23 protein-coding genes and 1 pseudogene are annotated in these 26,610 nt (G+C 61.7%); 3 read left to right on the top strand and 21 right to left on the bottom strand.

Annotation, left to right across the window (positions count from 1 at the left end; genetic code table 11):
- From CCR94_RS04755 to CCR94_RS04765, 3 genes are all read right to left on the bottom strand, one after another.
- Positions 1-220: GTP-binding protein (locus CCR94_RS04755; protein WP_244593940.1), on the bottom strand; the 220-nt coding region annotated here is incomplete at its 3' end.
- A gap of 204 nt (positions 221-424) precedes the next feature.
- Positions 425-1,570 carry a glycosyltransferase gene (locus CCR94_RS04760; protein ID WP_104506734.1) on the bottom strand — a complete coding sequence of 382 codons (1,146 nt, stop codon included), beginning with the start codon at positions 1,568-1,570 and terminating at the stop codon, positions 425-427.
- A gap of 94 nt (positions 1,571-1,664) precedes the next feature.
- Positions 1,665-3,110, bottom strand: a complete 1,446-nt coding sequence (locus CCR94_RS04765) for an undecaprenyl-phosphate glucose phosphotransferase (protein ID WP_104506735.1) — start codon at positions 3,108-3,110, stop codon at positions 1,665-1,667.
- 550 nt (positions 3,111-3,660) lie between these two features.
- On the opposite strand from CCR94_RS04765, the gene CCR94_RS04770 reads away from it, so the two are divergent.
- The gene (locus CCR94_RS04770) at positions 3,661-3,930 is read left to right on the top strand and encodes a helix-turn-helix domain-containing protein (RefSeq protein WP_104506736.1); all 270 of its coding nucleotides are present in this window, start codon (positions 3,661-3,663) and stop codon (positions 3,928-3,930) included.
- 269 nt (positions 3,931-4,199) lie between these two features.
- A complete protein-coding gene (locus CCR94_RS24960; RefSeq protein ID WP_158254624.1) occupies positions 4,200-4,376 on the top strand; it encodes a hypothetical protein in 177 nt (58 codons plus the stop codon).
- Positions 4,377-4,495: 119 nt separating this feature from the next.
- On the opposite strand, the gene CCR94_RS04780 is transcribed toward CCR94_RS24960, so the two are convergent.
- Positions 4,496-5,053: a polysaccharide biosynthesis/export family protein gene (locus CCR94_RS04780; RefSeq protein ID WP_104506842.1), complete on the bottom strand. Its 558-nt coding sequence runs from the start codon at positions 5,051-5,053 to the stop codon at positions 4,496-4,498.
- A 135-nt stretch (positions 5,054-5,188) separates the two neighbouring features.
- Between CCR94_RS04780 and CCR94_RS04785 the strand changes: the two genes are divergently transcribed.
- A complete protein-coding gene (locus tag CCR94_RS04785) occupies positions 5,189-7,711 on the top strand; it encodes a GumC family protein (RefSeq protein ID WP_158254625.1) in 2,523 nt (840 codons plus the stop codon).
- 436 nt (positions 7,712-8,147) lie between these two features.
- Here the strand turns inward: CCR94_RS04785 and CCR94_RS04790 are convergent, their stop codons facing one another.
- The 17 genes and pseudogenes from CCR94_RS04790 to CCR94_RS04865 all read right to left on the bottom strand — a co-directional run bounded on the left by CCR94_RS04790 (position 8,148) and on the right by CCR94_RS04865 (position 26,584).
- Positions 8,148-8,864, bottom strand: coding sequence for a transaldolase (locus CCR94_RS04790; RefSeq protein ID WP_104506739.1), 717 nt, complete (start codon positions 8,862-8,864; stop codon positions 8,148-8,150).
- 1 nt (position 8,865) lies between these two features.
- Positions 8,866-9,405 carry a D-glycero-alpha-D-manno-heptose-1,7-bisphosphate 7-phosphatase gene (locus CCR94_RS04795; protein WP_104506740.1) on the bottom strand — a complete coding sequence of 180 codons (540 nt, stop codon included), beginning with the start codon at positions 9,403-9,405 and terminating at the stop codon, positions 8,866-8,868.
- Positions 9,405-10,004 (bottom strand): SIS domain-containing protein, encoded by a 600-nt coding sequence (locus CCR94_RS04800; protein ID WP_104506741.1) that lies wholly within the window; start codon positions 10,002-10,004, stop codon positions 9,405-9,407. Before CCR94_RS04800 ends, CCR94_RS04795 begins: the two co-directional genes overlap by 1 nt.
- Positions 10,001-10,708, bottom strand: coding sequence for a nucleotidyltransferase family protein (locus tag CCR94_RS04805; RefSeq protein WP_170068934.1), 708 nt, complete (start codon positions 10,706-10,708; stop codon positions 10,001-10,003). The genes CCR94_RS04800 and CCR94_RS04805 overlap by 4 nt, the downstream gene beginning before the upstream one ends.
- On the bottom strand, positions 10,705-11,688 hold the full coding sequence (locus CCR94_RS04810; RefSeq protein ID WP_104506742.1) for a GHMP family kinase ATP-binding protein: 984 nt from the start codon (positions 11,686-11,688) through the stop codon (positions 10,705-10,707). Before CCR94_RS04810 ends, CCR94_RS04805 begins: the two co-directional genes overlap by 4 nt.
- Complete coding sequence (locus CCR94_RS04815) at positions 11,672-12,682, bottom strand: Gfo/Idh/MocA family protein (RefSeq protein ID WP_104506743.1); 1,011 nt, start codon at positions 12,680-12,682, stop codon at positions 11,672-11,674. Before CCR94_RS04815 ends, CCR94_RS04810 begins: the two co-directional genes overlap by 17 nt.
- Positions 12,679-13,533 (bottom strand): SDR family NAD(P)-dependent oxidoreductase, encoded by an 855-nt coding sequence (locus CCR94_RS04820; RefSeq protein ID WP_158254626.1) that lies wholly within the window; start codon positions 13,531-13,533, stop codon positions 12,679-12,681. The genes CCR94_RS04815 and CCR94_RS04820 overlap by 4 nt, the downstream gene beginning before the upstream one ends.
- The gene (locus CCR94_RS04825; protein WP_104506745.1) at positions 13,530-14,489 is read right to left on the bottom strand and encodes an NAD-dependent epimerase/dehydratase family protein; all 960 of its coding nucleotides are present in this window, start codon (positions 14,487-14,489) and stop codon (positions 13,530-13,532) included. Before CCR94_RS04825 ends, CCR94_RS04820 begins: the two co-directional genes overlap by 4 nt.
- Positions 14,490-14,867: 378 nt before the next feature.
- Positions 14,868-15,212, bottom strand: a complete 345-nt coding sequence (locus CCR94_RS04830; RefSeq protein WP_146089864.1) for a hypothetical protein — start codon at positions 15,210-15,212, stop codon at positions 14,868-14,870.
- Between the two features lie 70 nt (positions 15,213-15,282).
- Positions 15,283-16,197 (bottom strand): class I SAM-dependent methyltransferase, encoded by a 915-nt coding sequence (locus CCR94_RS04835; protein ID WP_104506747.1) that lies wholly within the window; start codon positions 16,195-16,197, stop codon positions 15,283-15,285.
- Positions 16,198-16,215: 18 nt separating this feature from the next.
- Positions 16,216-17,229 carry a glycosyltransferase family 2 protein gene (locus CCR94_RS04840; RefSeq protein ID WP_104506748.1) on the bottom strand — a complete coding sequence of 338 codons (1,014 nt, stop codon included), beginning with the start codon at positions 17,227-17,229 and terminating at the stop codon, positions 16,216-16,218.
- Positions 17,230-17,238: 9 nt separating this feature from the next.
- Positions 17,239-19,425, bottom strand: coding sequence for a glycosyltransferase family protein (locus CCR94_RS04845; RefSeq protein WP_146089865.1), 2,187 nt, complete (start codon positions 19,423-19,425; stop codon positions 17,239-17,241).
- Positions 19,426-19,487: 62 nt separating this feature from the next.
- Positions 19,488-20,357, bottom strand: a complete 870-nt coding sequence (locus CCR94_RS04850; RefSeq protein ID WP_104506750.1) for a class I SAM-dependent methyltransferase — start codon at positions 20,355-20,357, stop codon at positions 19,488-19,490.
- A 124-nt stretch (positions 20,358-20,481) separates the two neighbouring features.
- On the bottom strand, positions 20,482-21,312 hold the full coding sequence (locus tag CCR94_RS04855; RefSeq protein WP_158254627.1) for an FkbM family methyltransferase: 831 nt from the start codon (positions 21,310-21,312) through the stop codon (positions 20,482-20,484).
- Positions 21,313-21,378: 66 nt separating this feature from the next.
- Positions 21,379-23,634 carry a class I SAM-dependent methyltransferase gene (locus CCR94_RS04860; RefSeq protein WP_244593941.1) on the bottom strand — a complete coding sequence of 752 codons (2,256 nt, stop codon included), beginning with the start codon at positions 23,632-23,634 and terminating at the stop codon, positions 21,379-21,381.
- A gap of 399 nt (positions 23,635-24,033) precedes the next feature.
- Positions 24,034-24,351 (bottom strand): annotated as a pseudogene (locus CCR94_RS26550) (glycosyltransferase family 2 protein); the annotation flags it as partial.
- A 136-nt stretch (positions 24,352-24,487) separates the two neighbouring features.
- Positions 24,488-26,584: a class I SAM-dependent methyltransferase gene (locus CCR94_RS04865; RefSeq protein ID WP_158254628.1), complete on the bottom strand. Its 2,097-nt coding sequence runs from the start codon at positions 26,582-26,584 to the stop codon at positions 24,488-24,490.
- Positions 26,585-26,610 lie beyond the last annotated feature (26 nt).

A 26,610-nucleotide genomic window follows, 5' to 3' on the forward strand; every position in this document is an offset into this window, starting at 1 on the left:
TGGCGGTCTCATATTCGACGTGCGCCGTCGAAATGGTGATGCCGCGGGCCTTTTCTTCCGGCGCCTTGTCGATTTGGTCGTAGGCGGTGAAGGTCGCGCCGCCGGTTTCGGCGAGGATCTTGGTGATGGCCGCCGTCAGCGAGGTCTTGCCGTGATCGACGTGACCGATGGTGCCGATGTTGCAATGCGGCTTGTTACGCGAAAATTTTTCCTTGGCCATGGCCCTCGTTCCGAATGCAGGCTTCACCAATGTTGCGACACGTCGCGCGCCAATGCTGGATTGGGGGATGCGCGCGCCTGTCGTATACGCTCCCGACCGTTTCCCTGGCGGGAGAACTGGCGTCAGAATCCAACGACGGCGCTCATAGAAGGCTTTGCGGGCAAACTCAAGCGCGTTTTTCCGCGCGCGCCGCCATCAACGATGTCAGGCGGTCGCGGCGCGCTTGGCGGCCATCGCGTCGCGATAACCCGCCAGCACGTCGCGCACCATGGCGTCCACGGTAAAATGCGCGGCGACATGGGTCTTGAGCGCCAGACTCTCCGCCTGGAGCGCTTCAGGCGCGCGGCCGAGCGCCGATATCATGGCCTTGGCCAGCAGATCGGCGCGGTCGCGCGGAATCAGCCGTTCGCGATAGGGGCCGAAAATCTCGCCGACGCCGCCGACATCGGTGGCGATCAGCGGCTTTTCCGCGGCAAGAGTCTCCAGCACGATATAGGGCAGGCTTTCGGCGCGGCTGGGCGCCACGACGATGCGGCCCAGCGCGAAGGCCTCGCGCGCCGGCAGCACGCCATAAAAGGCGACATGGCGATTGAGGTTGAAGCGTTCGACCATTGTGGCGAGACGATCGAGTTCCCTGCCCGATCCGACAATGACCAGATTGGGCTTGTACGCGCCGCCGGCATGAATGATGGCCAGCGCGTCGATCAGCGTGTCCACGCCCTTGTAGCTCGACAATTCGCCGATATAGAGGAATTCGGCGGCGTCGGCCTGGGGAGGCGCGGGGATGAATTCCTCGGGCCGCAGGCCGTTCTTGGCGACGCGGGTCAAGGCGTCGGTCGGTCCGACGCCCCTGGCCACCTCGGCGGCGATGTAATCGCTTTCGAAGAACAGCACGTCGGTCTTGGCCGCCACCAGGCGTTCGACCAGCATGAACAGGGAATAGCCCGGCTGCTGGTGGAAGCTGCCGCCGTGCGGCGTATAGGCGCGCACCATCCCGCTCAGGCCCGGCAGGAAGCCGGTGGCCCTTGCGTAAAGACCGCCCTTGGAGCCGTGACCGTGCAAGATGTCCGGCTTGAGCCGCCGGGCGTGGCGATAGACCCGCACAATTCCCCCGACATCGGCGGGATGCGGCGCGCGGCGCATGGGGAAGCGCTCGACGCCCAGCGCCAACAGCGGCGCGATCGCCTTGAAGGCGCGCGCGGCGGATTCGCCGCCGGTGGAGGAATCCGCGACGAGGCCGACTTGATGGCCGAACCGCGCCTGCGCGGCCGCCAGATCGATCACATGGCGAAACAGGCCTCCGACCGGCGCCCGCAGCACATGGACGATTCTCAGGGCCTGTTCGCTCAACGCGCCGCACCGTCATTCCAAACCGGGCCAAAACTAGACCCGAGGGGTTAACAAAAAGCCCGGAACGCCCGGCCTTTCGCCCCTCTCGCCGGGTTCAGTAGGCGTTGGCGCCGAAAACGAGGGAAAACGGGGTCAACACGAGAATGTAGAGGTCGAGCAGCATCGACCAGTTCTCGATATAATCAAGATCGTGTTCGACGCGGCGCTGGATTTTTTCCAGCGTGTCGGTTTCGCCGCGCCAGCCATTGATCTGCGCCCAGCCGGTCACGCCGGGCTTGACGCGATGGCGGGCGAAATAGCCGTCCACCGCCATGTGATATTCGCGGTTGGCGACGCGGCTGTTCAGGGCGTGCGGACGCGGCCCCACCAGCGACAGGTCGCCCTTCACCACATTGATGAACTGCGGCAATTCGTCCAGCGAGGCGCGGCGCAGGAACCGGCCGAGCGGAGTCACGCGCGGATCGCCGCGCGTCACCTGCTTGCGGGCCACGGGATCGCACTGGTCCGCGTAGAGCGTGCGGAACTTGTAGATGGTGATGCGCTCGTTGTTGAAGCCCAGCCGCTCCTGGCGGAAAATCACCGGACCGCGCGAGGTCAGCCGCACCGCGAGCGCGATCGCCCCCATCAGCGGCGCGCAGGCGAGCAGCAGCAGCGCGCCGGCCACGCGGTCGAAGGCGGCCTTGAAGAACAGCGCGCTGTCGCTCAGCGGCTTGTCGAGCAGGTCGAGCATGGGAGCCGCGCCGATGAAGGAATAGGCGCGCGGCCGGAAGCGCAGGCGGTTGGCGTGCGCCGCGAGCCTGATGTCCACCGGCAGCACCCAGAGCTTGCGCAGCATGGAGAGAATGCGGCCTTCGGCGCTGACCGGCAGGGCGAAGATCACCTGGTCGATCCGCGCGTTGCGCGCGAAGGCGACCAGATCGTCCACGGAGCCGAGCTTGGGATAGCCCGCGATCATGTCGGGGGACCGCTCGTCGCCGCGATCGTCGAACAGGCCGAGGATGCGCAGGTCGTTGAGGGGCGGGCGCGAAAGGGTTTCGAGCAGCATCTCCGCCATCGGGCCGCCGCCCACGATCACCGCATAACGGTCGAGCCGCCCGAGCCGCGTCATCCGCCGCGTCCACAGGCCGAGCAGCACGCGCTCCACAATGAGGAAGGCGACGCCGCCGACCAGCCACAGCTGCATGAAATCGCGCGAGAAACGGCCGTCCAGCCGCAGCAGGAAATCCAGCGCCATGAAAGACAGGATCGCGCCGCACCAGATCAGCATCACGCGCGGCAAGCTCGTGGGCGCGCGCAGGGCGTCGAGCCTGTAAGCGCCGGAGGCGTTAAGGGTCACGCTGGCGATCAGCGCGACCGCGACATAGACGAGAACATCGGAGGCTTCAAAGGCGGGACCCGATTCGCCGGCGTTGAGCGCCAGACCGAGCAGCGCCAGGACGGACGTTTCCGCCGCGCGCGCACACCCGCTCAGCACGGCGCCGGACAGACGCGTTTGGCGGACCGCCTGCATCAGGGTTTCCGCCGGACTGACATGTTTCATGAAGCGCTCATCGTGATGCGGCGCGCGCCGCTTCTCTTCCAGATGAGATAATCTTAACCGATTTTTAACAGACGCCGCCCGGTTAAGCTTAGATTAACCCTGAAATTTGGTTGTTTACCTTTATATTGGAAATATTCGCCGCGCGAACATGCTGCAATGGCGCGCGGCTTCCGATGAAATTCCATCCGATCAACTCCGACGCTCGATACCGACGCCGCATGGCTCAACCCCGGTCTATTGCGGCCGTTCAGGCGGTCGCGCCGAGGGAAAGCCGTTCGGTTGGCGCGGTTTACCACATTGGCGCAACCGCGATCGCCGAGCGGCGCCGCGGGCGGGGGTGGCGCCGGAGGATCGTCCAGCCGCAAAAGTTACATTCTATTTCAGATTGATAAAGCGCGAAGCCCATGCTGTGGGGTCGTGATCTGCTCACGCGCAGCAACGCGGCAAGTTACAAGCATGAGTAGATTCCGAACCTGTTGCGACGACTTGCGATCGGGCACCGTCGCCAGCGACAATACGCGATTGGGCGCCGGTCGGATTCGAGGACAAAATGGGGCTTGCGGCAAATATCATTGAATTGGAAACCCCAGCGACAGCAACCGCGATCAACCGGATTGACCGGCATATCGGCGCAAGGGTCCGATTGCGCCGCCTGCTGATGGGGATCGAGCACGCCGCGCTCGCTCAGATGATAGGCGCGACAGTTCCGGAAGTGCAGAGACACGAAGCCGGCGGAAGCCGGATAGATGCGAAACGGCTCTTTCACATTTGCCGCGCGCTGGACGTGCCTGCCTCTTATTTCTTTGAAGGCCTCATATAATATTTTTTTAAGTCGATACTATAACAATATTCACAATTCAAGCTCGCGCCCTCTAAATATCTTTCTTGCCGCGCGAAACAACTCTTCAATTCTTTCGGAACTCCGTGAGCGAGACAGACAGTCATTTCACGGCTTATGTGGATTTTAGTCTGTAAAACGAATCGGGGGATTAGATGTCGTACAGCAAGAATGGAATGGTGGAAAGGGCCTGCATTGACCTCCACTTTGCGCGTACAGAGTTAGTCGTACTGAGCGGTCGAGCCTCCCTCGTGCGGGCGCTTGATCATGTCCGGCAGGCGGAGGAGAGTTTGATCATCGCCATAGCGAAATCGAACGTTCCTCCGGAAGGCGGAGGCCAAGGCGCCTCGCCCGAGGGCCTGAAACAGGGGCGGCCCGCCGAACAGATTCAGGAGAACGGCTCCACCTCCCGGCAATTCTTAAATTGAATCCAGATCGCCTTGCGCGAGCCGCAAGACATCGCCTCCCCCGCGCGCCGCGCCACGGAATAGCATCCCAGATGCCGGCTCCAGTTGTCGCCCGAGGGCGCAAGCGTGGGTTTTGTCCGCTAAAAGAACCGTTCGCGCACCATGATTGTGTCACCCGGCCTGACCGGCTGCGCCATTGGCACGTCCGCGGTAACAGTTCGGCCGTCCTGGGTGCGGGTGAGTTCGGCGTGGTCGCGCGACGCGCGCGGCGTATAGCCGCCGGCGATCGCCACCGCCGTCTCCACGGTCATGCCGTTGACATAAGGATATTGGCCGGAAGTGGTGACCTCGCCGAGCACGAAGAACGGGCGATAGGCCTCGATTTCCACGGAGACGCGCGGCTCGCGCACATAACCCGCGCGCAGCCGTCCCTCGATCTCGGTGGCCAGTTGGGCTGGACTGCGTCCAGCGGCCGGGACCAGCCCGATCAGCGGCATGGCGATATGGCCCGAGGAATCCACCGAGAAGGAATTGGACAGCGAATCCTGGCCGAACACGATGACGCGGACGCGGTCGCCCGCCCCGAGCGCATAGGGCTGGCTGGCCACCGCCTGGAATTCCGTCGGCGCGGTCGCGTGTACGCAGCCCTGGAGCATCCCGGCCACGGCAAGGCACATCAAGAGCAAAATCCGGCGCATCATTACAGCCTCGAACAAAATCTTTCCCGCGCAAGCTAATCGCTTATGGTTAACGAAGACTTGACCCGCGGCGCCGCCCGATTAACCGAGCCTCAACCATAATTCGCTAGGATTTGCGTCAACATGGAGTTGGCGATGAGTGCGGGTATTCCTGATGACGGCGCCCCGGGCGGACGCGATGAAGTCGATCTCGGCGGGACATTGGCGGCCCTTGCCCGGCGCAAGGGCCTCATCATCGGCGCGACGACCGGCTGCGCCGTGGCGGCGCTGGCGTTCTGCTTGGTGGTCAAGCCGCGCTACCTCGCGGAAGCGCGGGTGATCGTCGAGGATCAGGAAAGCTATTACACCCGCGCCGACCCCTCCCCGCGCGAAGCGCCGCAATTGATCGACGCCGAGGCGATCAACAGCCAGATCCAGCTCGTCAGTTCGCGCGATCTCGCGCGCAAGGCGGTTTCCGCGCTGCAACTCCAGAAACACCCGGAATTCGATCCCACCGTGAGCGGCTTGTCCGCCGTGCTGACGCTGCTGGCGGGCGGCGGCGGCGCGGCGGCGGCGGCGGAGGACCGCCTGCTCACCTCCTATTTCGACCATCTCACGGTGATGTCGCCGACCAAGTCGCGCATCCTGCAAATCGAGTTCACGTCCCGGAATCCCGACCTCGCCGCCCAGGCCGCGAACACGGTCGCCGACCTCTACATCGACCTGAAGCAGCAGGCCAAGCGCGAGGACGCCCGTCAGGCCGCGCAAAACCTGAAGCCGCTGATCGCCGACCTGCAACAGCGCGTGAGCGAAGCCGACGCCAGGGTCGCGGACTTCCGCGTCACCAGCGGTCTCTACGAATCCAACGAAAACCGAAGCCTGCCCACCCAGCAGCTCGGCGAAATCGCCACCCGGCTGGCGGACGCCAGCGCCGCGCAATCGGAAGCGCGCGCCAAGGCCAGGGCGCTGCGCGACCTCCTGTTACGGGGCCACCTGGGCGACGCCGGCGAGATCGCCAACAACGATCTGGTGCGCACCCTCGCCGCGCGGCGCGCCGCCGATCAAGCCGAACTCGCCGCCGATTCGCGCACCCTGATGCCCGGCCATCCCAAGATCAAGGAATTGCAGGCCCGGCTCTCGAATTTGGAGATGCAATTGCGCGCGGCGGTGGATAAGGCGGCGCGCGGCCTCGAAAATGACGCGCGCGTGGCGGCCTCGCGGGTCGCCAATCTCTCCGCCCTGCTGGACGAACAGAAGAAAATGGTCGGCGTCGCCAATGGCGAGGAGACCAAGCTGAAGGATCTGCAACGCCAGGCCAAGACGCTCAAGGACCAGTTGGAGACCGAATCGGCGAAATACCAGGCGGCTCTGGCCCGCGAAAAGTCCGAGAACACGCCGGCCGACGCCCGCGTGGTGTCGCGCGCCTTGTCGCCCAGCCTGCCCGTTTTCCCCAAGAAGATTCCGATCACGCTGTTCAGCGCCGTCGCCGGCCTGTTCTTTTCCAGTTTCTACGTGATTGCGCGTGAAGTGTCGGGAACGTCCAGGAACGCCCCGCTTTCGCCCGCGCCGACGCCGGCGCCGCTGGCCGGGGCGACGCGGTTCGGGCGGCGTCCGCCGCGCGACACGGCGACCGCCGCCGCGATGGCCCCGACCGGCGCGCGCGCTCAAGCCGACGCGACCCCGCGCGCTCAGGGCGATGCGCCCGAACCCCGCCGCGGCTTTCTCGGCAGGCTGAAGACGGCCCTGATGGAGTTCGGCGCGCCGGCGGTCGAACTGGACGAACCGTCCGCGCCCGAAAAGCTCCGCCAGGCGTTCGCGGCCAAGCCGGCCGACGACATCTGGGTGCGCGATCCCTTCGCGCAATCCGCGCCCGCGCCCCAAGCGACCGGCCAAGCGACCGCCGAAGTAACCGCCGAAGTGACCGCGCAAGCCATGCCGCAAGCCGCGTTCCAAATCGCGCCCCATGTCGCGAATCAAAGCGGCGCGCAAGCCCAAGCCGCGCCCCTTCAGCGCGCCCAGCCCGAGGTTTCCCGCGAACTGATCGGCCGCGTCGTCGCGGCGGGCGACGCCCATGGCGTCACCGCGCTGCTCGCCGACGCCACGGCCGGCGCCGCGCCGCTCTACGCCCTGGTCACGGCGCGCGCGCTGTCCCGCGAGGGACGGGCCATCCTGGTCCAGGCCGGTCCGGACCGTCGCCTCGACGCCGCGCTCGCCGTCGGCCCCGACAGTCCATCAACGGACGGCAGTCTTTTCGACCGGGACCAGCCAAGCCAGGAACAATGGGGCCAAGAACAGTGGGGCCAAAGGCGACAGGACCGGGAACAGCCGGGCCTTTTGCAATTGCTCACCGGCGACTCCTCCTACGCTGAAGCCATTTACCGCGACGGCTTGTCGCGACTGCACCTGCTCGCCAGCGGCGGCCGGCTCGACGCCGACGCCGAGGATCTGCGCATGGTGATCGATGTTTTACGCGCGACCTACGATTTCGTCCTGCTCGCGGTCGGCGCGGATACACTCGGCCTGGAGCTGGCGCGCGAAGCCGATGCCGTCGTGATCCTCGGTCCGGCTTCGGCCCGGCGCGACGCCCTGCGCGACGATTTCGCCGCCGCCGGCGCGCGGGATCTGATCCTGGCCGCGCCCGATCGCGATGGCCAATTAACAGACAGCGCGATCGGGTGAATCAGAACAAGCGCGCGGTCGTCCGTGGATTGCGACGCGTTGGGGCCCACCGCTGGCTCGCGGCCTGGGCGGCGGCGAGCAAGGCCTTCCGACCCGACCGCGTCCACCCGCGACATCGGCTTCACCCCGCCAGCGGCCCGATTTTCGGGTAAAGGGCGCCATCTGGCGGTTTCAATTGGATTTCGATGGAATCGAAGTCGGCCGACAGGCCGACCAATCCGGCTTTTTGAGCGCGACGCGTTCCACGGAAACGCATCGCGCTCTAGACTCTTTGTTTTCGCATGATCTTTTCAAAGACCGGCGTCTACTTTTTGGGATCATGCTCTAACGCATATTCCCGAAAAGTGTGCGCGGTTTTCGGAAAAGAATATGCGCAAAACCAAAGATTTAGGGCAAGTTCGGTGAACGGGAGTTCATCGAACTTGCCCTAACCCAATTACAGCTTGAACCCGGCGCTGACCGCGTCGTCATAGAACATCTTCACCGTATCCAGGGAATAGGCGTCGAGGTCGTAGCCGACGAGCTTCAGCTTCTTCAAAATATCGTTGGTCGCCGTGATGATGTGACAGCCGGCCTCGTCCGCCTCGAACACGTTGTAAAGCTCGCGCGGGCTGGCCCAGATCAGTTCCGACGCCGGCGCCAGTTTCAGCACTTCCACCGCCGCCTTCATCAGCGGCAGGGCGGACACCCCGGTGTCGGCGATGCGGCCGGCGAACACCGAGACATAGGACGGCACATGCGGGTTGAGCGCGGCGACCACGTCGCGGACCTGGGACAGCGTCATCAGCGCGGTGACATTGACCTTGACGTCGCGCGCCACCAGACGGCGGATCAGGTCGGTGCTTGGCTTGCCCTTGGTGTTGGTCACGGGAATCTTGACATAGACGTTGGCGCCCCATTGGGCGATTTCCAGCGCCTGCCGCTCCATCTCGTCGAAATCGTCGGAAAACACCTCAAACGACAGCGAGCGGTCGGGAATATGCGCGATAATGTCCTTGCAGAAGGCGCGATAGTCGGTGATTCCAGCCTTCTTCATCAGGGTCGGATTGGTGGTCATCCCCTTGATCAGCGGATTGGCGTACATGTCCAGCATGCCCGCCTTGTCGGCGCCATCGGCGAACAGCTTGACCTTGAGGTCCGCAACCTTTGTCATATCAACAGGTCTCCAGAATGCGTCGGGCCGCCTCTTCCAACGAGCCGACAGTAATATCTACAACTTCAGGCTGTTTTTCGTCATAGCCGTAATCGATGAACACGGTTTGGCAACCGGCGGCGCGGCCGGCTTCGACGTCGCGCCAGCGGTCGCCGACCATGAAACTGCGGCCGAGGTCGACGCCATGCGCGCGCGCCGCCGCCAGCAGGGCGCCGGGCTTGGGCTTGCGGCAATCGCAGCCGTCCGCGCTGTCGTGATAACAGGTGCGGAATTCGGCGATCGGCATGATCTTGCCGATTGCGCCGTTGATGGCCTCGACGGTTTCCCGCGCCGTGGTTCCGCGCGCAACATCGGGCTGGTTGGTCACCACGATGAGCAGAAAGCCGGCCTCGGCCAGGCGCCGCGCCGCGTCGGCCGCGCCGGGCAGGATCTCCATTTCCGCCAGCGAGGCCGGCGGAAACGGCTTGCCGTCGCGCACGAGCGCGCGGTTGAGCACGCCGTCGCGGTCGAGGAACACGGCGCGCACAGGCGCTTGGACCATCACTTGGCGACGGATTCCCATTTGGTCTGCTTGGCCTTGAGCTTGGGGTGCGACACCAGCAGGTGCCAGACCACGGCCTGAAAAGCTTCGGAATGCGGCGTGATATTGTCCGGATTGACGGTCGGAACGATGCAGACGGCGTCGCCCACCTTGGCGGTGTAGCCGCCGTCTCGACCGACCACGCCGACGATTTTCGCGCCGATCTCGCGCGCATATTTCAGCGCCTCGACCAGATTGGGCGAAATGTTCTTTTCGAGATTGCCGCCGCCCACCGAGAAGATGAACAAGGCGTCCTGGGGTTTCAGCTTGCTGACCTTGAGCCATTCGACGAAGATGGTCGCCCAGCCCTCGTCATTGGTCCGCGCGGTCAATTCCGAGACATTGTCGGTCGGCGCATAGGATTCGATACCGACGATCTTGCGGAAATCGTTGACCGCATGGCCGCAATTGCCGGCGCTGCCGCCCACGCCGAGGAAAAAGATGCGGCCGTCCGCCGCCTTGACGCCGCCAAGCACATCGGCGATCCGCTCGATGGCGTCGGCGTCGATCTTTTGGGCGATTTCGACCGCCTCGGCGAGATGTTGCTGCGCATAGGTCATGTAGCGTCTGTCCCCTTGAAATAATGAATCGTCTCCGCCAGACCTTCCGGCGACCCGATTTCGTAAAAGCGCTCCTTGACCGTATAGGCGGCCAGTTGACCGCCGAGCGAAAGCCGATGGTAGATTTCGGCGAGATCGAGAACCGCGTCGTCCGGACCAGCCTGAAGCGCTTCGGCCTTGAGCAGGCCCAGTCCATAATCGATGAAGGTGAAATCCGGCCGCGCCGCCGCCTTGTTGTATTCAACCAACCGGCCGTCGCGCATCAGCACATTGCTGCGATCCCACCGTCCGGCGTTTTCCAGCACCGTCATCAGCGCGGGCTGTCCGCAGGCCCGGAACGACTCGGCGATCTCAGCGAATTCGACGGGCAGGAAGGAATCGCCGTAGAGCACGAAAAAGACGTCGCCCAGCAGCGGCAGCGCCCGGCGCAAGGCACCGCCGGTGCCGAGCAGTTTTTCGCCATCGAAACTGTAGGAAACCTTCAGGCCGAAACGCGCGCCGTCGCCGATCTCGTCCCGGATCATTTCACCGAGATAGCCGACGCACAGCACCACGGAGCTGACCTTCTGGCGCGCGAGATATTCGAGCTGGCGCGCCACAAAAGGTTTTCCCGCGACGTCGATCAGCGCCTTGGGGATTTTTTCGGTGATCGGGCGCATGCGCGTGGCGAGCCCGCCCGCCAAAATGGCGACGGGCGGAATCATGACGTCAACACGACCTTGCTGCCTTCGAAATCGAACCGGAACCGGACTTCCTCCAGCCCGGCCTTGGCCATGGCGTGGCGCAGCTTGTTGCGGTCGCTAGCGTAGAACATCAGAAAACCGCCGCCGCCCGCGCCCACCAGCTTGCCGCCGATGGCGCCGTTCTTCATGGCGAGGTCGTACCACTCGTCGATACGGGGGTTGCTCATGCCGCCGGAGCGGCGCTTCTTGTGCTCCCAATGCTCGTGCATCAGTTCGCCGAAGCCGGTGAGGTCGGCCGCTTCCAGCGCCGTCTTGCTGCGCAGGCCGAGATCCTTCACATAATGAAGATTCTTCAGCATGTCGTCGTCGCTGGTCTTGGTGCGCTGGTTCTGATCCTTGAGGATGTTGCTGGCGCTGCGGGAATAGCCCGTGAAGAACAGCAGAAGGTTGTCCTCGAGATCGAACATCGTGCCGACCGAAATGGCCAGCGGCGTCGCCACCACCGAATCGTCCTTGCGGAAGTCGAAGCAGGTGATGCCGCCGACGGCCGCCGCATATTGATCCTGCTTGCCGATCGGTTCGCCGAGACGGTCGATCTCGACATGACAGGCGAGTTCGGCCAGTTCGCCCTGATGAATATGGCGACGGTTGAAGGTGTACAGGCCCTTGAGCAGCGCCGTGGTGAAACTGCCGGAACTGCCAAGCCCGGTGCCCGAGGGAATGTCGGCAAGCGTGGTGATTTCGATCTGCGGGTTTTCGCCGCCCATCAGATTGAGCGATTCCCGGATGATCGGATGCTCGACCTCGGCGACGGTCTCGACATGCTCCAGCTTGGAATATTTGAGGTAAACGCCGGGCGTGAACGGCCGCATGATCGTGACATAGACATATTTGTCGATCGCCGCCGCGATCAGGAAGCCGCTGTGATCGCGGTAATAGGAGGGCAGATCGGTGCCGCCGCCGCCAAGAGTGATGCGCAATGGGCTACGTGCGATAATCATAACCTGAAACCTCGTAGATCTTCTCGACGATCTCCAGCGCCGCCTTGGCGTCCTCAAGCCCGCAGTCGCAGGGTTCGTCAGCCTGGATCTGCCGGGCGAAGGCCTCCATCTCGACCGACCAGGAATTGTCGGCCATCGGATATTCCCAGGCGTAGGTTTCCGGCGGCCCCATTTCCGGCAGCATCTTGTAAAAGGTGATGCGCTCGACGCCGTAGCTGCCGCCGAGGCCGTTCAACTCGATCTTGCCGTCGCGACCGTAGATTTCCATGGAAAACAGGTTTTTCCATTCGCTGCACGACACGTGCAGGAAAGCCGTCTGCTCGCGCGCCGTGCGCAGCGTCATGAAGGCGTTGTCGTCAACCGGCATGTCCCAGAAATAGGTGTGGGCGAAGCCGTCAACCTTGGCGAATTCGCCGAGGAACCAGCGCGACAGGTCGATCAGATGTGGCCCTTGGTCGATCAGTTCGCCGCCGCCGGACAATTTCGGATCGGCGCGCCATTCCTTTTCATAACCGATGCGCCCGCCATGGCCGTAACGCGCGCGCAAAAACATCAATTCGCCCAGCCCCCCACCCGAGATCAACTCGCGCGCCTTCTGCAAGGAGCGGTGATAGCGGTGATTGAAGCCGACATGCACTTTGACGCCGACGCGGTCGCGCGCTTCGATCACGGCGGCCAGTTCGTGCGAGCGCCGCGCCGCCGGCTTCTCCACCAGCACGTGCTTTCCGGCCTCGACAGCGGCCAAGGTGATTTCGGCGAGCGAATCGTGCGCCGTGGCGATGATGACGAGATCGACATCCTCGGCCTTGGCGAGGTCGCGCCAATCCGCATAGGCCCGCGCGCCGCGCGGCCGCGCCAAAGCCTCGGCGCGCCCGAGTTCGCGGTCGGCGCAGGCCGTCAGCCGGCCCCAGCTTCCGATCGCCTTGGCGCGCTTGTCGCCGATCAGGCCGCAGCCGATGATCCCCACCCGCAAGGGCGCTGAATTGCCGCTCATTTATCTCCCCAAGCACAATCTCGGTCGCGCCCCGTGATCCGGCGCAGGGTATAGAGGTCGGTTTTTTCAAGCACGTCGGCATGGTCGGGCCAGTCGGCCCATTTGTCCCAGACCGCGCTGATCAGTTTTCCCGTGATGCGGCGCGCCCGGTCCGAACACAGGAACACCGCGAGATCGGCCACCGCATCCATCGAGGCGCCGCCAGCCTCGAACACCTTTGCGGCGATTTCATATTCGCGCGCGCCAGCGGCCTGCCGGCCCTCGTGCAAAACCTGTTCGAGCATGGCGGTCTTCATGGCGCCGGGCGCGAGCGCGTTGACGGTGACCAAAGGCGCGACTTCGCCGGCAAGAGTCTCGCCGAAACGCGCCAAGCCGGCCTTGGCGCTGGCGTAGGCCGTGAAATTCGGCCTCGGCCCGGTGGCGCCGCCGCCGGAAAGATTGAGAATCGCCCCCGCGCCGGAAGCCGCCAGCAGCGGGATGAAGGCGCGGCACAAGGCGACAGGCGCCAGCAGATTGACCTGAAGACAGATCGCCCATGCCTCGGGGTCGTTGTCGGTCAGCGGGCCGACCGGCCCCTGGATCGCGGCATTGTTGACCAGCGCGTCGAGCCGCGACCAGCGCGCGGTCACCTCCGCCGCGAAGCGCGCGACCTGCGCGGCGTCGGCGAAATCGCAAGCGAACAGCTCGACGTCGCGCCCCGTCGCGGGCGGCAGCGAATCGCGCAAAACCTCCAACGCCCGCAAATCGCGCGCGACGAGAACGAGAGAAAAGCCCTCCCGCCAGAACCGCTCGGCCAGATGACGCCCCAGGCCGCGACTCGCGCCGGTGATGACGGCGCGTCGAGCGGTCACGCCCGCGCTCCGTAAACCCATTCATTGTTCTGGAGGAACTTTACAGTCGCCAGCACGCCTTGCTTGATCGACAGTTTCGGCGTCCAACCGAGCGCGCGAATGCGGGCGGTATCGAGAAAGATAAAGGGATTGTCGCCGATCCAGCCGCGCTCGCCGCCGGAATAGACCAGCTTTGGCGTCACGCCCAGCGCTTCGCAGATCCAGCCGATGGAATCGTTGACCTGGCAATAGGAGTCCACGCCGAGATTGTAGATATTGTACTTCTCCGGCATCCGGTCGAGCGCCAGCAGAATGGCGTCGACGCAATCCTGGACATGGAGGTAGGACTTGCGCTGCTGGCCGTTGCCGAGCACTGGCAATTCATTCGGATTGTCACGCAGGCTGCGGTAGAAGTCGAAGACATGGCCGTGGGTGTAGCGCTCGCCCAGGATGGAGACGAAGCGGAACACGCAGGCGCGGAAGCCGAACCCCTCACAATAGGCCGAGATCAACCCCTCGCCGGCGGCCTTGGATGCGCCATAGAGCGAGGTCTGAATCGGAAATGGCGCGTCTTCCGGCGTCGGAATGACCTTGGCCTCGCCGTAAACCGACCCGGTCGAGGAAAAGCCGAGCTGACGGACGCCATTGGCGCGCATGGCTTCAAGTACATTGTAGGTGGCGATGGTGTTCTGTTCGAGATCCCGGCGCGTATGCTGCGTGCCGAAGCGGACGTCGGCGTTGGCGGCGAGATGCACGACGATTTCACCACCTTGAAACGCGCCCTTGAGCGCGTCGAGATCCAGCAGATCCAGTTCAAAAAGCTTGAAATGGTCGGACGTCAAGGCGTTTTCAAGAAAACGACGCTGTCCCGTCGAGAAGTTATCGACACCGATGACGCCATGCCCATTGGCCAACAGACGATCAACCAAAGTGCTTCCGATGAACCCGGCGCAACCCGTAACGATATATTGAGTCATTTCTGAACCCTAATCACAGTTTGCGCACGTCTTCGTTGCAAAAATGTACGCGATAAGCGAAGCGCGTATAGCGAGTTTGTTCGCGCCGGGCAAGACCTGAACGAGGCGCGGGCAAATTATTAACGAAGCGTTTCAACAGAATTGCATTTTCGCAGGTCATGCAAGGATGTTTTCACGCTTGCGCCTGATGCCAGAGCACCTGACAAAGCGAGAAAATCGCGGCAATTCTATACTCCCGTGGCGATCTCATGCAGGCGGCGCGGAATTGTTTTCCCACGGATAGGGCTCATCCGGGACATCGCGAGACAGGAACCCGCGCAGCTTGTTCCATTCCTGGCCGTCGCCAGCTTCAAGCATGAACTGAGCGCCTCCCAGCCTTCAGGCGTCGGAAGCGGCGACGATAATTATACCGACGATAATGGTCGCCATCCCCGCCGCGCGCAACAGCGTGATCTCCTCGCCGAGCACGAGCCATGACGCCAAGATGATTCCGACAAATTGCAGCGCGGCAAAACTCTGCGCGATGTTGAGCGGCAGCAGGCGCAGGAGCAGGGAATAGGACGCCAGGGCGACACCGAAGCTGGCGCAGCCAGCCAGCGTCCGCCATCCCCAAAATCCGAAAATCTTGGCCGCCGTCGCCGAAGACAGCGTGTCGAGCTTCAGAAGAAGATTGGCCAGGACGGAAAACGCCACCATGACCACGGTCGCCATAAATACTTTCATTCTGCACTCGGAGTTACTATGCCAAAACTTGCCGCGGAACCTCTCGGGAGAACCTGGGACAAATCAGCAGCTAACCAGAGCGCAATGGTTTGCGACAAACCAGGTGGCAACGGATGCCAAAGGGAAGATAGGCGAAGCGCCGCAGAAAGTCCTCGGTCGCCATGAGCTCTCGCCCGAAAGCGCCAAGCCGCGACGACAGGCCGATCGCCTGTACGACATGCGCACTTTCGGGCGGCGCCGCTTTGGGCGCGTTCGACTTCGTCCTCAAGCGGCTCGCCCTTTTGTAAGCATAGAAGGCAGGGTAGAGCAGGAAACCGATGTGTGTGCGTTCAAGCACGTCGAATCCCGCGGCTGCGAAACTCGCCGCCAGCGGCTTCAGCCGATAGCGGCGAAAATGCATGAGTTCGCGATCGTAATCGTCGTAAAGTTCGGGGCCTGCGGGAACCTCGATCACGGCGACGCCGCCCGGCTTCAGGATGCGGAAACACTGCGCCACGGCCAGGTCGTCGCGCTCGATATGTTCGAGCACGTTGAGGGCGACGACACCATCGGCGAATGCGTCCGGCAGCGGGCATTTGGCGAGGTCGAACTGGACGAGCGGGATCGGCGCCCTCAGACCAGAAATCCGGGTGAGCGTGTCGAAGGTGTAATCCGCCCCGACGAGCCGCCAGCCTGGGTTCGCGGCCTGTAGGTCCTTCAGCAGATGACCTTCGGACACGCCGATTTCGAGGATCGTGCGATCCGCGCCTGAGCAATGGCGCCGGAGCGCGTCGACCGCAAGCCGCCGCGAGGCGATGTCGATGAAATGCCGGCCGTCGCTGAGCTCCTTGTGAAGGTTGGTCAGCTCGTCACGCCACCCGGACTCGCCGACCGGATATCTGAGGCAGCCTGATCGCGCGCCGTCGATGACAAAGCCCTCGCCATCCCAGACCGGTTCGGCGCCGCCCTCCCGCAGGGGGGGAAATCGAAGCGAATCGCCACTCATGGCCTCTCCCTTTCGCTCTTATCGGCCGCGAGGCGATCGTACATCGACGCCGAGGGCGCGATCGACGATGTACTGTGGTCGCGAGCGCACTTCCTCGTAGATCCGCCCGATATATTCGCCGGTCACCCCCGCGCCCACGAGCTGGACGCCGCCGAGGAACAACACGAGGACGGTGAGAGTCGGCAGGCCGATTGGATAGGCCGGCCCGTTGAGAATTTTCAGCGCGACAACGACCCCGATGCCAAAAACGCTGAGAATCGCGAGCGCGAATCCGACCCAGATCATCATCTGAAGCGGGACCGTCGAGAAGCCGAACAGGCCGTTGAAGCCGATGCGGATGGAGCCCAGATGGCGATTGTAATTGCCCGCCCCGACGGCGCGGGCGTCGCGATCATATTCCAGCTCGCCCTGCGGGAAGCCGACGAATGACACCAGGCCGCGCAAAAAACCATGGCTCTCGCGCAGGTTGCGCAGTTCCTCGACCACGCGGCGGCTCATGATGCGAAAGTCTCCCGTGTTCGCGGGGATCGGCACGTCGGAAATGCGGTTGATGACCGCGTAGCCGACGCCGGCGACGATCCGCTTCACCAGCGTTTCTCCGACGCGCGACCTCCGCCGCGCCGTCACGACATCGAGGGAGTCGCGCCGCGCCTTGGCGAGCAGATCGGGAATGAGCTCCGGGGGGTCCTGCAGGTCGACATCTATGGCGACGACCCAATCCCCGCTGGCGTTCAGGATGCCGCCGAGCGTCGCGGCCGGTTGACCAAAGCGCCGGCTGAACACGAGTCCCTTGATGCGCGGATTGGCGCGCATGGCCTCGGCGATGACCGCCTCCGTCCGGTCAGGGCTGGGGTCCAGCGCGAAAATGATCTCATAGGGTCCGAGCGGTTCGAGGACCGGCACGATGCGCGCCAAAAAGTCGGGAATACTCCCTTCCTCCTTGTAGACCGGCACGACGACCGAGAGTAAGCAGGTCGCCGGGTCGGCCGGTTCGGATGAGGGCCGGCCTTCGGATGTCACGATTTCGTCCATATCCCCGTCCTATTGTTGGGCGCCCGCGACACGCGGCGCGGGCCGGCGCCGGTTGCGTATCGCCGCCAGCGCGCCGCCCGCGATCAACAGCGCCAGCGACGCCAGCGAAATCACGTTTGCGATCCGCATGCCCGTGAAGCGGATGACGACGCGGCTCGTTCCAGCGGGCAGGTTGACGCCGCAGAACACCATGTCATTGCGCGGCGCCGGACGGCAAGCGGAGGGCGCGTCGTTGATCGTCACCGACTGCAACATCGGATAGGCAAGCGCTGGCAAAACGAACAAATTGGCCGAACCCTCGGGGTTCTCGACCACGAAGACGCGCTTGGTCGGCCGCCCGGTCTCCGTAAGGCGAAACTCATTCCAGTATCTCACGGTCTCCTTGTCGGCGAGCCCCTCGAACACCACGGAAGGAACCCGCGCGAAAAAGCGCTTGCCATCCTTTTCCGTTGATTTGTCGGCTTCGTAGGTAATGCCGCGAACCCATTCGCCGCTTTGCGGGATTGGGGCCTCGATCGTCACGCTGCGTTGTTCGATCGTCCCGTCATAAACGACGGTCGGACCGACCGAGACCTTCATGTGAACCGGCGGCGCGATTTCGTCGAGCAGGTTCACGTCCAGTTTGAGGCGTTCGCGACCGCTCGGACGAAACGCCGGCGTATCGTAATGGCCGCCGTTCTCGGCCAGAAAACTATGCCAAAACAGGAAATATTGCGCGCGTCCCAACAAAGGTTCGCTCGGAAACAGCGAGGGAAAGCGCATGGAGTTGACGAGATAGTCGCCCGAATAAGTCGAGGATGGCTGCGCCAAGATATCCGTCAGTGAAACGGGCATCGTGAATCCGGTGGCGGCAGTCTGGATCGGTTGCTCAAGAAGGGACGCCACCGACGACCAACCGACGATCGAGCCGACGACGACAACGGCCAAGGCCCGTTTGACGGGCGTGTCGAAATCGCCGGCCTGCGCTTCTGGGCCCGGCGCGCCGCGCGACCAGACCGCGCCGACGGCGCGCGCGATGGCGATGGCTCCAGGCAGAGCGGCGACGGACAGCAACCGGAACGGAAACTGAATCACGCCAAATAAAGGCGCAAGAAGCGGCACTAAGTGCGGCGTAGTGGACAATACGAGCACCGCGAACAGGCCCGCGACGCCCCAAAAAGCCCGGTCAGAGAAGGTCTTCGCCGGCGCCGTCGCAAGGAACAGAAAGAAGCCCAGCACATAAGGCAACCCTAGCTGGAATCCGAAATCGCCGACCGACGGCGGAGCCGCATGGGCTGAATCCGCCAAACGCGGAGACAGCAGCCCATGCAAGGTTGAATGCTGGCCGGCAGATGTCAGGAACTTCGTGAGGTCGCCAAGCAGCGCGCTGATGCGGAGCAGTTTCTCCTGCCCATAGACGACGATCGGCAGAAACTCGAAGGCGGCCAGCACCAGGCCAAGCACCACGAAAATGCCCAGCGCGACGATGCGAATCGCGAAGGCGCGGAACGCCAAACCTGGAGCGAGAGCGGGTCCAATCAGCAACAAGAGAACGCCGCCTGTGACGGCCGTCAGCAGCGTCGTGATGACATGAGTCATGAGCAAAGTGAAAATGGCGAGCGACACAGCCAGCCCGCGCAGGTAGCTCGGTCGGGCAAGGTAACGGGCGCCGCCCAGCAGGACGGCGACGTTAAGCGTCACAGCCAGGTAGGTCGGCGTCGCCCGATAGGCCGCGAAAGCGAAAAAGGGGTAGCAGACGAAGGCGAAGGCGGCGATGAGAGCCCCCGCCGACCGCAGGCCGACAACGCGGCACAGCGCGTAGACGAGCCAGCCGGCGACGACAAAATTCAGCGTAACCACGACGGTCATGGCGGACAGCACGTCATGCGTCAGGAAGCAGCTGACATAGCCCACGATCAAGAAGGAAAGCGGCGGATAAAACTGGAACAGCGGGTAGCCGTAGCCGGAAAAGTCGTAGGCGGAGAGACGGGGAAAGTAGACGCCCGACCTGACGAGTTGCTCCACCTGAAAAGCGCTGCGCAGGAAGCTGACGGCATCCTGATTGTTGTCTACAAAGGGGCCAAAGTCTTTTGGATGCAGAGCTGCTGCCGCTACGGCGAAGCCTAGCGAAACGAGGATAAGAAACTTCAGCTTGTCGCCACGCATCCAGAGCAGATCATGTACTTTTCGCGACAAGGAAACGAATAGTATTTTCATACTGCTTCAGCCCAATTGAAAAATGAAATTACGGTCATCCATAAGCATGCCCCTAAGCGTTTTTAAGTTGCAACGCCTGTCGGGAGCGAGCTAACGCCGTACCGCTGATCGACAATCGGAGCTAGGACGCTCCACGGGACCAGGGAATGCCACGCGGCCGGCGCCTTGGCTCCGATGTTCTTCAACACGCGGAATCGAATTACGTCAGCATAAGGCTCTAGAAAACCCGGCCACTTCACATCGAAGCCGGTGGCGCGAAGCGCAAGCGCCAAGTTTTCGGGTTCAAAAAAACCGATATGGATTTCGGGTCTGACATAGCGCCATGTCAGCATGGAGTCCCGGAACGGCACAGCGCTGTTTGTCATCGCATAGAAAATGCCGCCCGGTTTTAGCAGTCGCCGGATGAGCCGAAAAACTTCAAGCGGCTCGGCTACGTGTTCGATCACTTCGATTGCAGTTATGACATCAAACTGACCAGCCTGTCCATTGAGCTCATCGCGCGTGAGAATTGGAATGCCGGCAGCGCGGGCATGATCGGCAATCCATCCTTCCTCAAAGCCAACCACGTCCAACCCGCGCGACCTTCCAGCCCGCACAAGGCCGCCATTGCCGCACGCGAAGTCCAGCCATTTCTTGCCAGCGATGGGCGCCGCGACGTGCGAAACAATGTTCAGGAAACCACGCCATTCATAGTCCCGAATTGTAGTCGCCGCTTCAAGTTCGGCGACGTAATCCACCATCGGATCGGCCCCCTGCCCCCGATAATAAGCTTCATCATAGAGGCGAGCATAATCCAGGCACGGATCACCGATGAAGGCGTACAGGCACGAAGAGCATCGCCGCAACTGAAATGATCGATTCAGGAACTGGCTGACCTTCTCGCCGAGGATATCGCTTGCATGGCCACAGATCGGACACTGTTCACGAGTCATTTGTCACATCCCCAACGAAAGCGACGCCCAACACGCAAACGCAACCACGCAATTGTTTGAAATATGCAAATACGATTGATTAGGTTCCGTCGATTTGTTTACCGCTTCTGCGTCGCGGCGACCATTAACTACTGGTTATTAGTCCAGAGCCCAATGAAAATGTGGCGATGTAGCCAGTGGAATGGATTTCGTCATAGACGTAACCGAGTTCGTCGAGCTTCTTGAATATCCGGTGAATTTCCAATGGGCCGATAAAGGCGTGGAGCTCAAAGAAAATGTGCCGCACGCGTCCGAGAGACGAGACGTTGTCGAAGAGACCTACCTCCCCACCTTCGATATCGATAATGAGGATCGAGGGGTCAACTTCCCGCAAGATCTTAGAAAAATTCTCTGATCGGACTGAGATCTTTTCGCGCACACTGCCATTGTCGTGTGCACGAGCGTAAATGCCTGAATCCCAAAAGAATGTCTTGTCGACAAAGAAGTCCATCGTTTCGGAGTCGGACGATGTGACAAGCGCGTGGTTCAGCACGACGTTGACGTTGTTGCGCTTGTGATTGTTTGCGGCGACCGGAATCATGTTCGGGTTGGCCTCGTAAGTAACCACGCGTCCTTGTGGGAGCATCTTGGCGACCCAAGTCGAAATAAAACCGACCGCCGCTCCGAGTTCGAGCACCGTGTCATCCGGTCGCAGGTTTTTCCTGATTGGCGAGAGTTCCTTGTCCTCGTATGTGCCGTTCATTAGATCGGAATGGAACTTATCCGACATGATATTGAGAGGAATTTCAAGCATCACGCCCTCAAGGACGTAGAGCCGTTGGTCAACGGGTTTAACTGAAGTTTCCGTTTCATTCTGCATATGGGAGAGTTGCTCCCTCACCTCTCGAAGTTCGTTTCGAGCTTTATCTCTTTGTCGATAAAGTCGTCCAATCAACGGTAAACGATGCTTGAGCATAATTTGTCCTTCCGATGTTTTGCGCATTTGAGCCGGGGAGGCTTTCAGAAATCAGGTCGCCGCCAGTCAATATTGGAAGTGGATGGCATCACTCGTGAGGCGGTCTTGCTGAATTTTGGCGATTTCGCTGATCTTCAGCACGACTTCTTCCGACGGCTCGTGAATGTTAGCGAGGATGGCGGCGATCAGCTGGTCGAGTTCGGGGCTGTGGAATTTTCTCGGCAAAAGCAACTCTCTTGGCGCCATTTCCGGGATCATGTGATTGGCGAACGGCCAGCCATTGCCCGGGAATCTTTGTTCGACCACCCGGAGCTTCGCAAGCCGCTCCGACGCCGTCCGCACCAGATAATCCAGATGGACGATCCGGGCCTCCGGTGGGCAATGGGAGACATAATCCGAGAGGAAATTGCCGTGGTGGGGACCGACCTGGTCATAGACGACGTCGCGATGCCGGTAGAACCGGCCGCCATGCAGGTTTTCATACACGGCGTTTCCGACTTTGACGCGCAGCCATTTCGGATGGCAGGAGCAAATCTCGCCATCGATCAACGCCACCTCGTGGCGCGGAATCCACCACGATGTGACGAAGGCGTAAGGAGAATCCGGAACTGAGTTGACCCAGGCGATGAAATCGGCGGTCGGGAATTCGTCATCGTCCAGCCGCAGGATGTAATCCTCTTTCACGTGCTTGGACAGATAGGGCATGATCCCTTCGCCGTTCCCGATCTGGGTGGAATCGATGAAGATCATGTCCGTATTGGTGGCCTTGAGGATCTCGAGCGTTTTCGGCTCGCAGCCCGGATCGACCGCGAAAGTCGGCTTCAAACCCCAATCCTCGTAAGCTTTCAGGAACTCCCGCAGCCACTTGGAACAGCCGCGCGTGGGGATGATCAACCTGACCTTGGGGTGCAAGCCTTTCGGCGCGCCGGGCGGCGTGATTTCGGGATTAAAGGCCACGTAGGCGCCGACAGGCGGCTTTTCGTGAATGGCGTCCGGATCGGGCTTGCGCAGCCTGCTGGCGTGCTCCCGCGCGCGGTCCTCCAACACGGAATTGAGGCTCCTGATGCCGCTGCGGAGAATTTGCTTCTTCTGAGCGTAGTGCTTTTGCTTCCGGGCGAACGGCGCCATTAACAAGTAGATGAGCTTTGCGCGCAAAAGTTGCAATTTCAGCAGTCTGCGCATGGATTTGACGACCGTGGTCGAGGCGAGAAGATCGCCCTCGCGGTAACCGACATGTTGCTCTGGAGGGCGACGCGCGGCTCTCGCCGTCAGATGACCGAGCCGCTCGAAAAAAAGCTGGGCCAGCATCGTCCGCTGCGAATCCTTGCCGAGCATCTCCATGAGGGCGGCTGTGGCGGACGGACTCCCGCCAACATAAAGAACGCCCAAACCGTCCTCGTGATCGAACGAAACGGTTGGATACTTTTGCTTCAGTTCGGTCCAAAGGCGCCAAATCCCGCATTCCTCGCGCACGGCTTTCGTGCCGCGCAGCAGCACGATTCCGACATCCGAGAGCTTGGGAAGCCAAAGCTCAAGCTGTTCCCTGGCTGAGTCGTAATCCGCCCAGGCGTCGATCAGCAGCACGTCGATCGACATGTCATCGAAACATTCCACAGCTTCCGAGAACATGGCGCGGATAAAATGCTGACGAGGGTACTTCTCCTCCAGATTGCGCGTAAAATGCTCGAACTGCGACGACTGATCGTCCCCGCCCCCCGGATGCGCCCAGGTGTCGACGGCGATGCATTGCGTGCCGATCTTGAACCGTTCGGCGGCGCGGCAGGCCGTCAACAGGCTCGCGCCATCGTTCACGCCGAGATTGACGAAGCGGCGCGGACGCGCAATCGCGAACAGAGCGAACAGAATGGGCGCAAACACCGCCCAATCTTCGTCGGTCGTCGCGTCAGGACGCACGAAAGCCGCTTCGACGGACTTGAGCGCGACAGTCAGGTCGAGATCGGCGCCCGCTTGCCCGGTTTCGCCGGGAAGCTTTTCGTAGCGCCCATAGTAGGCCAGGCGGCGCCCCGCCACCATTGGCAGGCAGCGAATGCGGATGTCCGTTCCCTGGAATTCCGCGCAAACCGGCGTGCCCTCGGTGAACCTGGGCTTGTCCCAGACGAGCGCGGAGTCGCGCTTGACCGTTTCGGCCAAGGAGCGAACCTCGCGCCCGGACGACGCGCGCGCATGGCCGGGCAGAAGTCGTGTCGGCCAATTCGCGCTTTGCGGCAAAAGCTCCGCGGTCGCGTCGTCGCGAATCGAGAAATTGGCGGCGATCGAATTCAGCACGCCAGGCGTCACTTGGCTGGCCTGGATTCGCTGCATGATCTTGCCAACATGAGCGTCTGTTTCGGGTAGAACGCCTCCCGTGTCCGTCAGTTGATATTTCAGACGAGAGGATGAGCGGACGGGAATGTGCAAAAGCTCAAGACCGGGACGGTGCGGTTCGGAATCTTCCGACGCCGACCTTGAGACAACGTTATTCCCGTCCCAAACGCGAAAATCCGGATTCAACAGCGCGTAAAACGACGACAGCGCCACTTTGAAGCTTGGTTCAGGTTTTCCGCGCCAAAAGAAGGACTGAGTCGCATCGAAGTGTTCAAACCGCCCGTAATCCGATGGAACGAGGTTAACTCCTTGCAGATGAATGAGCTCATCCTTGCAGCCTTCCAGAAACTTCAAAAGTTCGCCGCGGTTCTCGACAGCAATGAAATCAGCCGCGTCAAGAAAAAAGACCCAGTCGGCTCCTTCGCCAAAAGCCCTGCGCGCCAACGCATTCATCATGGCGGATTGACCGCGCCGCCGCGTCTTGCATGTGAATGTGGTGATCTTGCCCGGGTTATTCGCGGAAAACGTGTCGATGGCTTCCCTCGTGCCATCAGTCGATTGAAGATCGACCACGAACGTATGATCGAAAAGGGCGACAGCCTGGCCGAGGAAATTGGCGATGATGTCGCCCTCGTTGCGGATCACGGCGACGCAGTAGATAGACAAGGGCTTCGTCACTGCTTCCGCCTGTTCGATGTCAACGAACTCGTTCATACGAATATCCTTCAAATTCCGCGAAATGCATCAACACTCACGCGAGTTGAACAATCGGCCTGACATATCCTCATACCAATCGATAATTCATCGGATCTTGCTGTCACGGCGCCACGCGCGCACACCAAAAACAGACTCACGCCGCGCGCAATTTCTCGTCGCGTTCGTTCTCGGGCAAACGCCGTGCAGAAGCCCCCTCTGGCGCCGGATCTACCTTCGCGGCTTCAGAAAACCGCAAAAGGCATTGGCGCATGAACTTTGCCATCTTGAGTTGTTTCTGGTGACGCCTTCTTCTCGAAGGGAAGAGCCAAAGCAATATACGCTTGAAGCGGATTGCGCGCATCAGCAGTTTGAGCGCCTTGGCGACGACGATCAAATGCTCGTTGCGCGCGCCGAGTTCGGGATTGAAAGAAATAGGCAGAACACCTTCCGCGCTTTCAAACGCCTGCTGTGCGCGATGCGCCTCGTCGGCCTTGGCCTTGTGATCGATCGCATTCTCGCCAAGGATTTCGAAATATTTCTGCGCCGCGGCGAAATAGGCGGGATTTTCGACCAGCCAGCGGAAGATGGCGGCTATGGCGTTGTCCTGCCGGCCGACATAGAGCACGCCAAGACCATGGGAGTGCATGAAGGCCAAGCCGAGATAACGCGCCCGCAATTCGCGCCAGAACTGCCACACCCCGAAATTGCGCTCGTGGACGTTGATGTCGTGGAAGATGACGATTCCAGTGTCCGACATCTTGCTCAGCCAGGTATCGAAATCATCCTTGACGGCGTCATAGGTGTGATAGCCGTCGATGTGGAGCAAATCGATCGATCCATCGTCGAAACAGTCGCGCGCGTGGGAGAACATGCCCTGGATGAACCGGGCGTCGGGGTAGTCGCGCCCGAGGTTGCGCTTGAACTCGTCGAACACGCTGGAATCGTGGAAGGAGGCGTGGGGGTCGCCGACCCACGAATCGACCGCGACACATTCGGTTTCGGTCTGGAGATGTCGGGCGACCTGACAGCCCGCGAAAAAGCTCATGCCATTGTGGACGCCAAGTTCGACGAAGCGACGCGGTCGCGCCACGGCGAAAATCCCGAACAACACCGGGATGAGACGCGACCAGGCGGAAAGAGTTGCGAACGCCACGGGGAGCAGCGTGGTTTCCAGCGTCTTCGACAGCAGGGACGGTATGGCCTCAGGCCCCAGCTGCGGCGCGACGGCGGGGTTCGCGGGCGGCAGCGACGCAAATCGTTCATACAGGGGTTGCATGCGCCCGGACATCGGCTGGGCGACAATTCGCAATTCGCCGCCTTCGATGGCGGCCCCCACCGCCGCGTTGCGGACGAAGCCGGGATCGCGCCACTTGATCTCGGCGTCCGCCGCCAGGGTTGCGCCGATGCTTGTCGCGTCGTCCCGCATCTCCGGCGCGCGGTCGCGCAGATAAGCGGGAAGTCGCCTCACCGGCCAATCCAGCGCCGCCGGATCGACGACCTGGAGCTTCGCGTTGTTCTGCCCGTATTCAGCCGCGATGGCGTTGAGATAACCGACCGAACTCTCGATATTCTCGATCAGATCGAGGATCGTCGAGACGTGACTGCCTTCGCCGTCGCGCACATTATGCTTGCTGCGCAGGAAGCGCAGGCTGTTGGTCATCTTGTATTTGAGACGCTCACGCGAGCGCACGGGCACATGCAGCAACGGCATTCCGATGATCGGCGCGGCTGGAGTCCCGTCATTGCAGGGACTGATGGTATGGTTGCCCTCGGCGAGTGTCGCGTCGGGATTGTTGTGGAAATAGAGACTGGAGACCGCGACCTTGCAGTAAGGCGATGTCCGACCGGTCCAACGGAAGTTCTGGCCGAGATCGAAGGAAGAGAAGTCGGAATAAGACGATGGAACGAGATTGATCCACGGCATGGATAAAACTTCACTGCCGAAGCCCCGCAGGTATTCTTCCAGCTCGAAACGGCTCTCAACCGCCAAGAACTCGTCCGCATCCAGAAAAAACATCCAGTCCACTCCGGCGCGCAGGGCTTTGCGCGCCAGACAATTCATCATGGCGGCCTGGTACTTTTCCTTGGTCTTGCAGGTGAGCAGCGTTATGTTCTTGTGTTCTTCAGATGCCTTGATGAGCATCTCTTGGGTGCCATCGGTGCTCAAAACGTCTATAAATGTGAATTGATCAAACAGTTCCGCAGCCTGATGGACAAACGCCTCCATGACGTCGGCTTCATTTCGAACCATCGAAAATCCATGAATCGTCAATCGTG

This window comes from Rhodoblastus sphagnicola (genome assembly GCF_002937075.1).
Classification (GTDB): Bacteria; Pseudomonadota; Alphaproteobacteria; order Rhizobiales; family Beijerinckiaceae; genus Rhodoblastus; species Rhodoblastus sphagnicola.

Excerpts from the sequence above, each read along its gene's own strand:
- CCR94_RS04765 (WP_104506735.1), bottom strand. The coding sequence starts at position 3,110 with ATGAAACATGTCAGTCCGGCGGAAACCCTGATGCAGGCGGTCCGCCAA.
- CCR94_RS04770 (WP_104506736.1), top strand. The coding sequence starts at position 3,661 with ATGGGGCTTGCGGCAAATATCATTGAATTGGAAACCCCAGCGACAGCA.
- CCR94_RS04780 (WP_104506842.1), bottom strand. The coding sequence starts at position 5,053 with ATGCGCCGGATTTTGCTCTTGATGTGCCTTGCCGTGGCCGGGATGCTC.
- CCR94_RS04785 (WP_158254625.1), top strand. The coding sequence starts at position 5,189 with ATGAGTGCGGGTATTCCTGATGACGGCGCCCCGGGCGGACGCGATGAA.
- CCR94_RS04790 (WP_104506739.1), bottom strand. The coding sequence starts at position 8,864 with ATGACAAAGGTTGCGGACCTCAAGGTCAAGCTGTTCGCCGATGGCGCC.
- CCR94_RS04795 (WP_104506740.1), bottom strand. The coding sequence starts at position 9,405 with ATGGTCCAAGCGCCTGTGCGCGCCGTGTTCCTCGACCGCGACGGCGTG.
- CCR94_RS04800 (WP_104506741.1), bottom strand. The coding sequence starts at position 10,004 with ATGACCTATGCGCAGCAACATCTCGCCGAGGCGGTCGAAATCGCCCAA.
- CCR94_RS04805 (WP_170068934.1), bottom strand. The coding sequence starts at position 10,708 with ATGATTCCGCCCGTCGCCATTTTGGCGGGCGGGCTCGCCACGCGCATG.
- CCR94_RS04810 (WP_104506742.1), bottom strand. The coding sequence starts at position 11,688 with ATGATTATCGCACGTAGCCCATTGCGCATCACTCTTGGCGGCGGCGGC.
- CCR94_RS04815 (WP_104506743.1), bottom strand. The coding sequence starts at position 12,682 with ATGAGCGGCAATTCAGCGCCCTTGCGGGTGGGGATCATCGGCTGCGGC.
- CCR94_RS04825 (WP_104506745.1), bottom strand. The coding sequence starts at position 14,489 with ATGACTCAATATATCGTTACGGGTTGCGCCGGGTTCATCGGAAGCACT.
- CCR94_RS04830 (WP_146089864.1), bottom strand. The coding sequence starts at position 15,212 with ATGAAAGTATTTATGGCGACCGTGGTCATGGTGGCGTTTTCCGTCCTG.
- CCR94_RS04835 (WP_104506747.1), bottom strand. The coding sequence starts at position 16,197 with ATGAGTGGCGATTCGCTTCGATTTCCCCCCCTGCGGGAGGGCGGCGCC.
- CCR94_RS04840 (WP_104506748.1), bottom strand. The coding sequence starts at position 17,229 with ATGGACGAAATCGTGACATCCGAAGGCCGGCCCTCATCCGAACCGGCC.
- CCR94_RS04845 (WP_146089865.1), bottom strand. The coding sequence starts at position 19,425 with ATGAAAATACTATTCGTTTCCTTGTCGCGAAAAGTACATGATCTGCTC.
- CCR94_RS04850 (WP_104506750.1), bottom strand. The coding sequence starts at position 20,357 with ATGACTCGTGAACAGTGTCCGATCTGTGGCCATGCAAGCGATATCCTC.
- CCR94_RS04855 (WP_158254627.1), bottom strand. The coding sequence starts at position 21,312 with ATGCTCAAGCATCGTTTACCGTTGATTGGACGACTTTATCGACAAAGA.
- CCR94_RS04860 (WP_244593941.1), bottom strand. The coding sequence starts at position 23,634 with ATGCAGCGAATCCAGGCCAGCCAAGTGACGCCTGGCGTGCTGAATTCG.
- CCR94_RS04865 (WP_158254628.1), bottom strand. The coding sequence starts at position 26,584 with ATGGTTCGAAATGAAGCCGACGTCATGGAGGCGTTTGTCCATCAGGCT.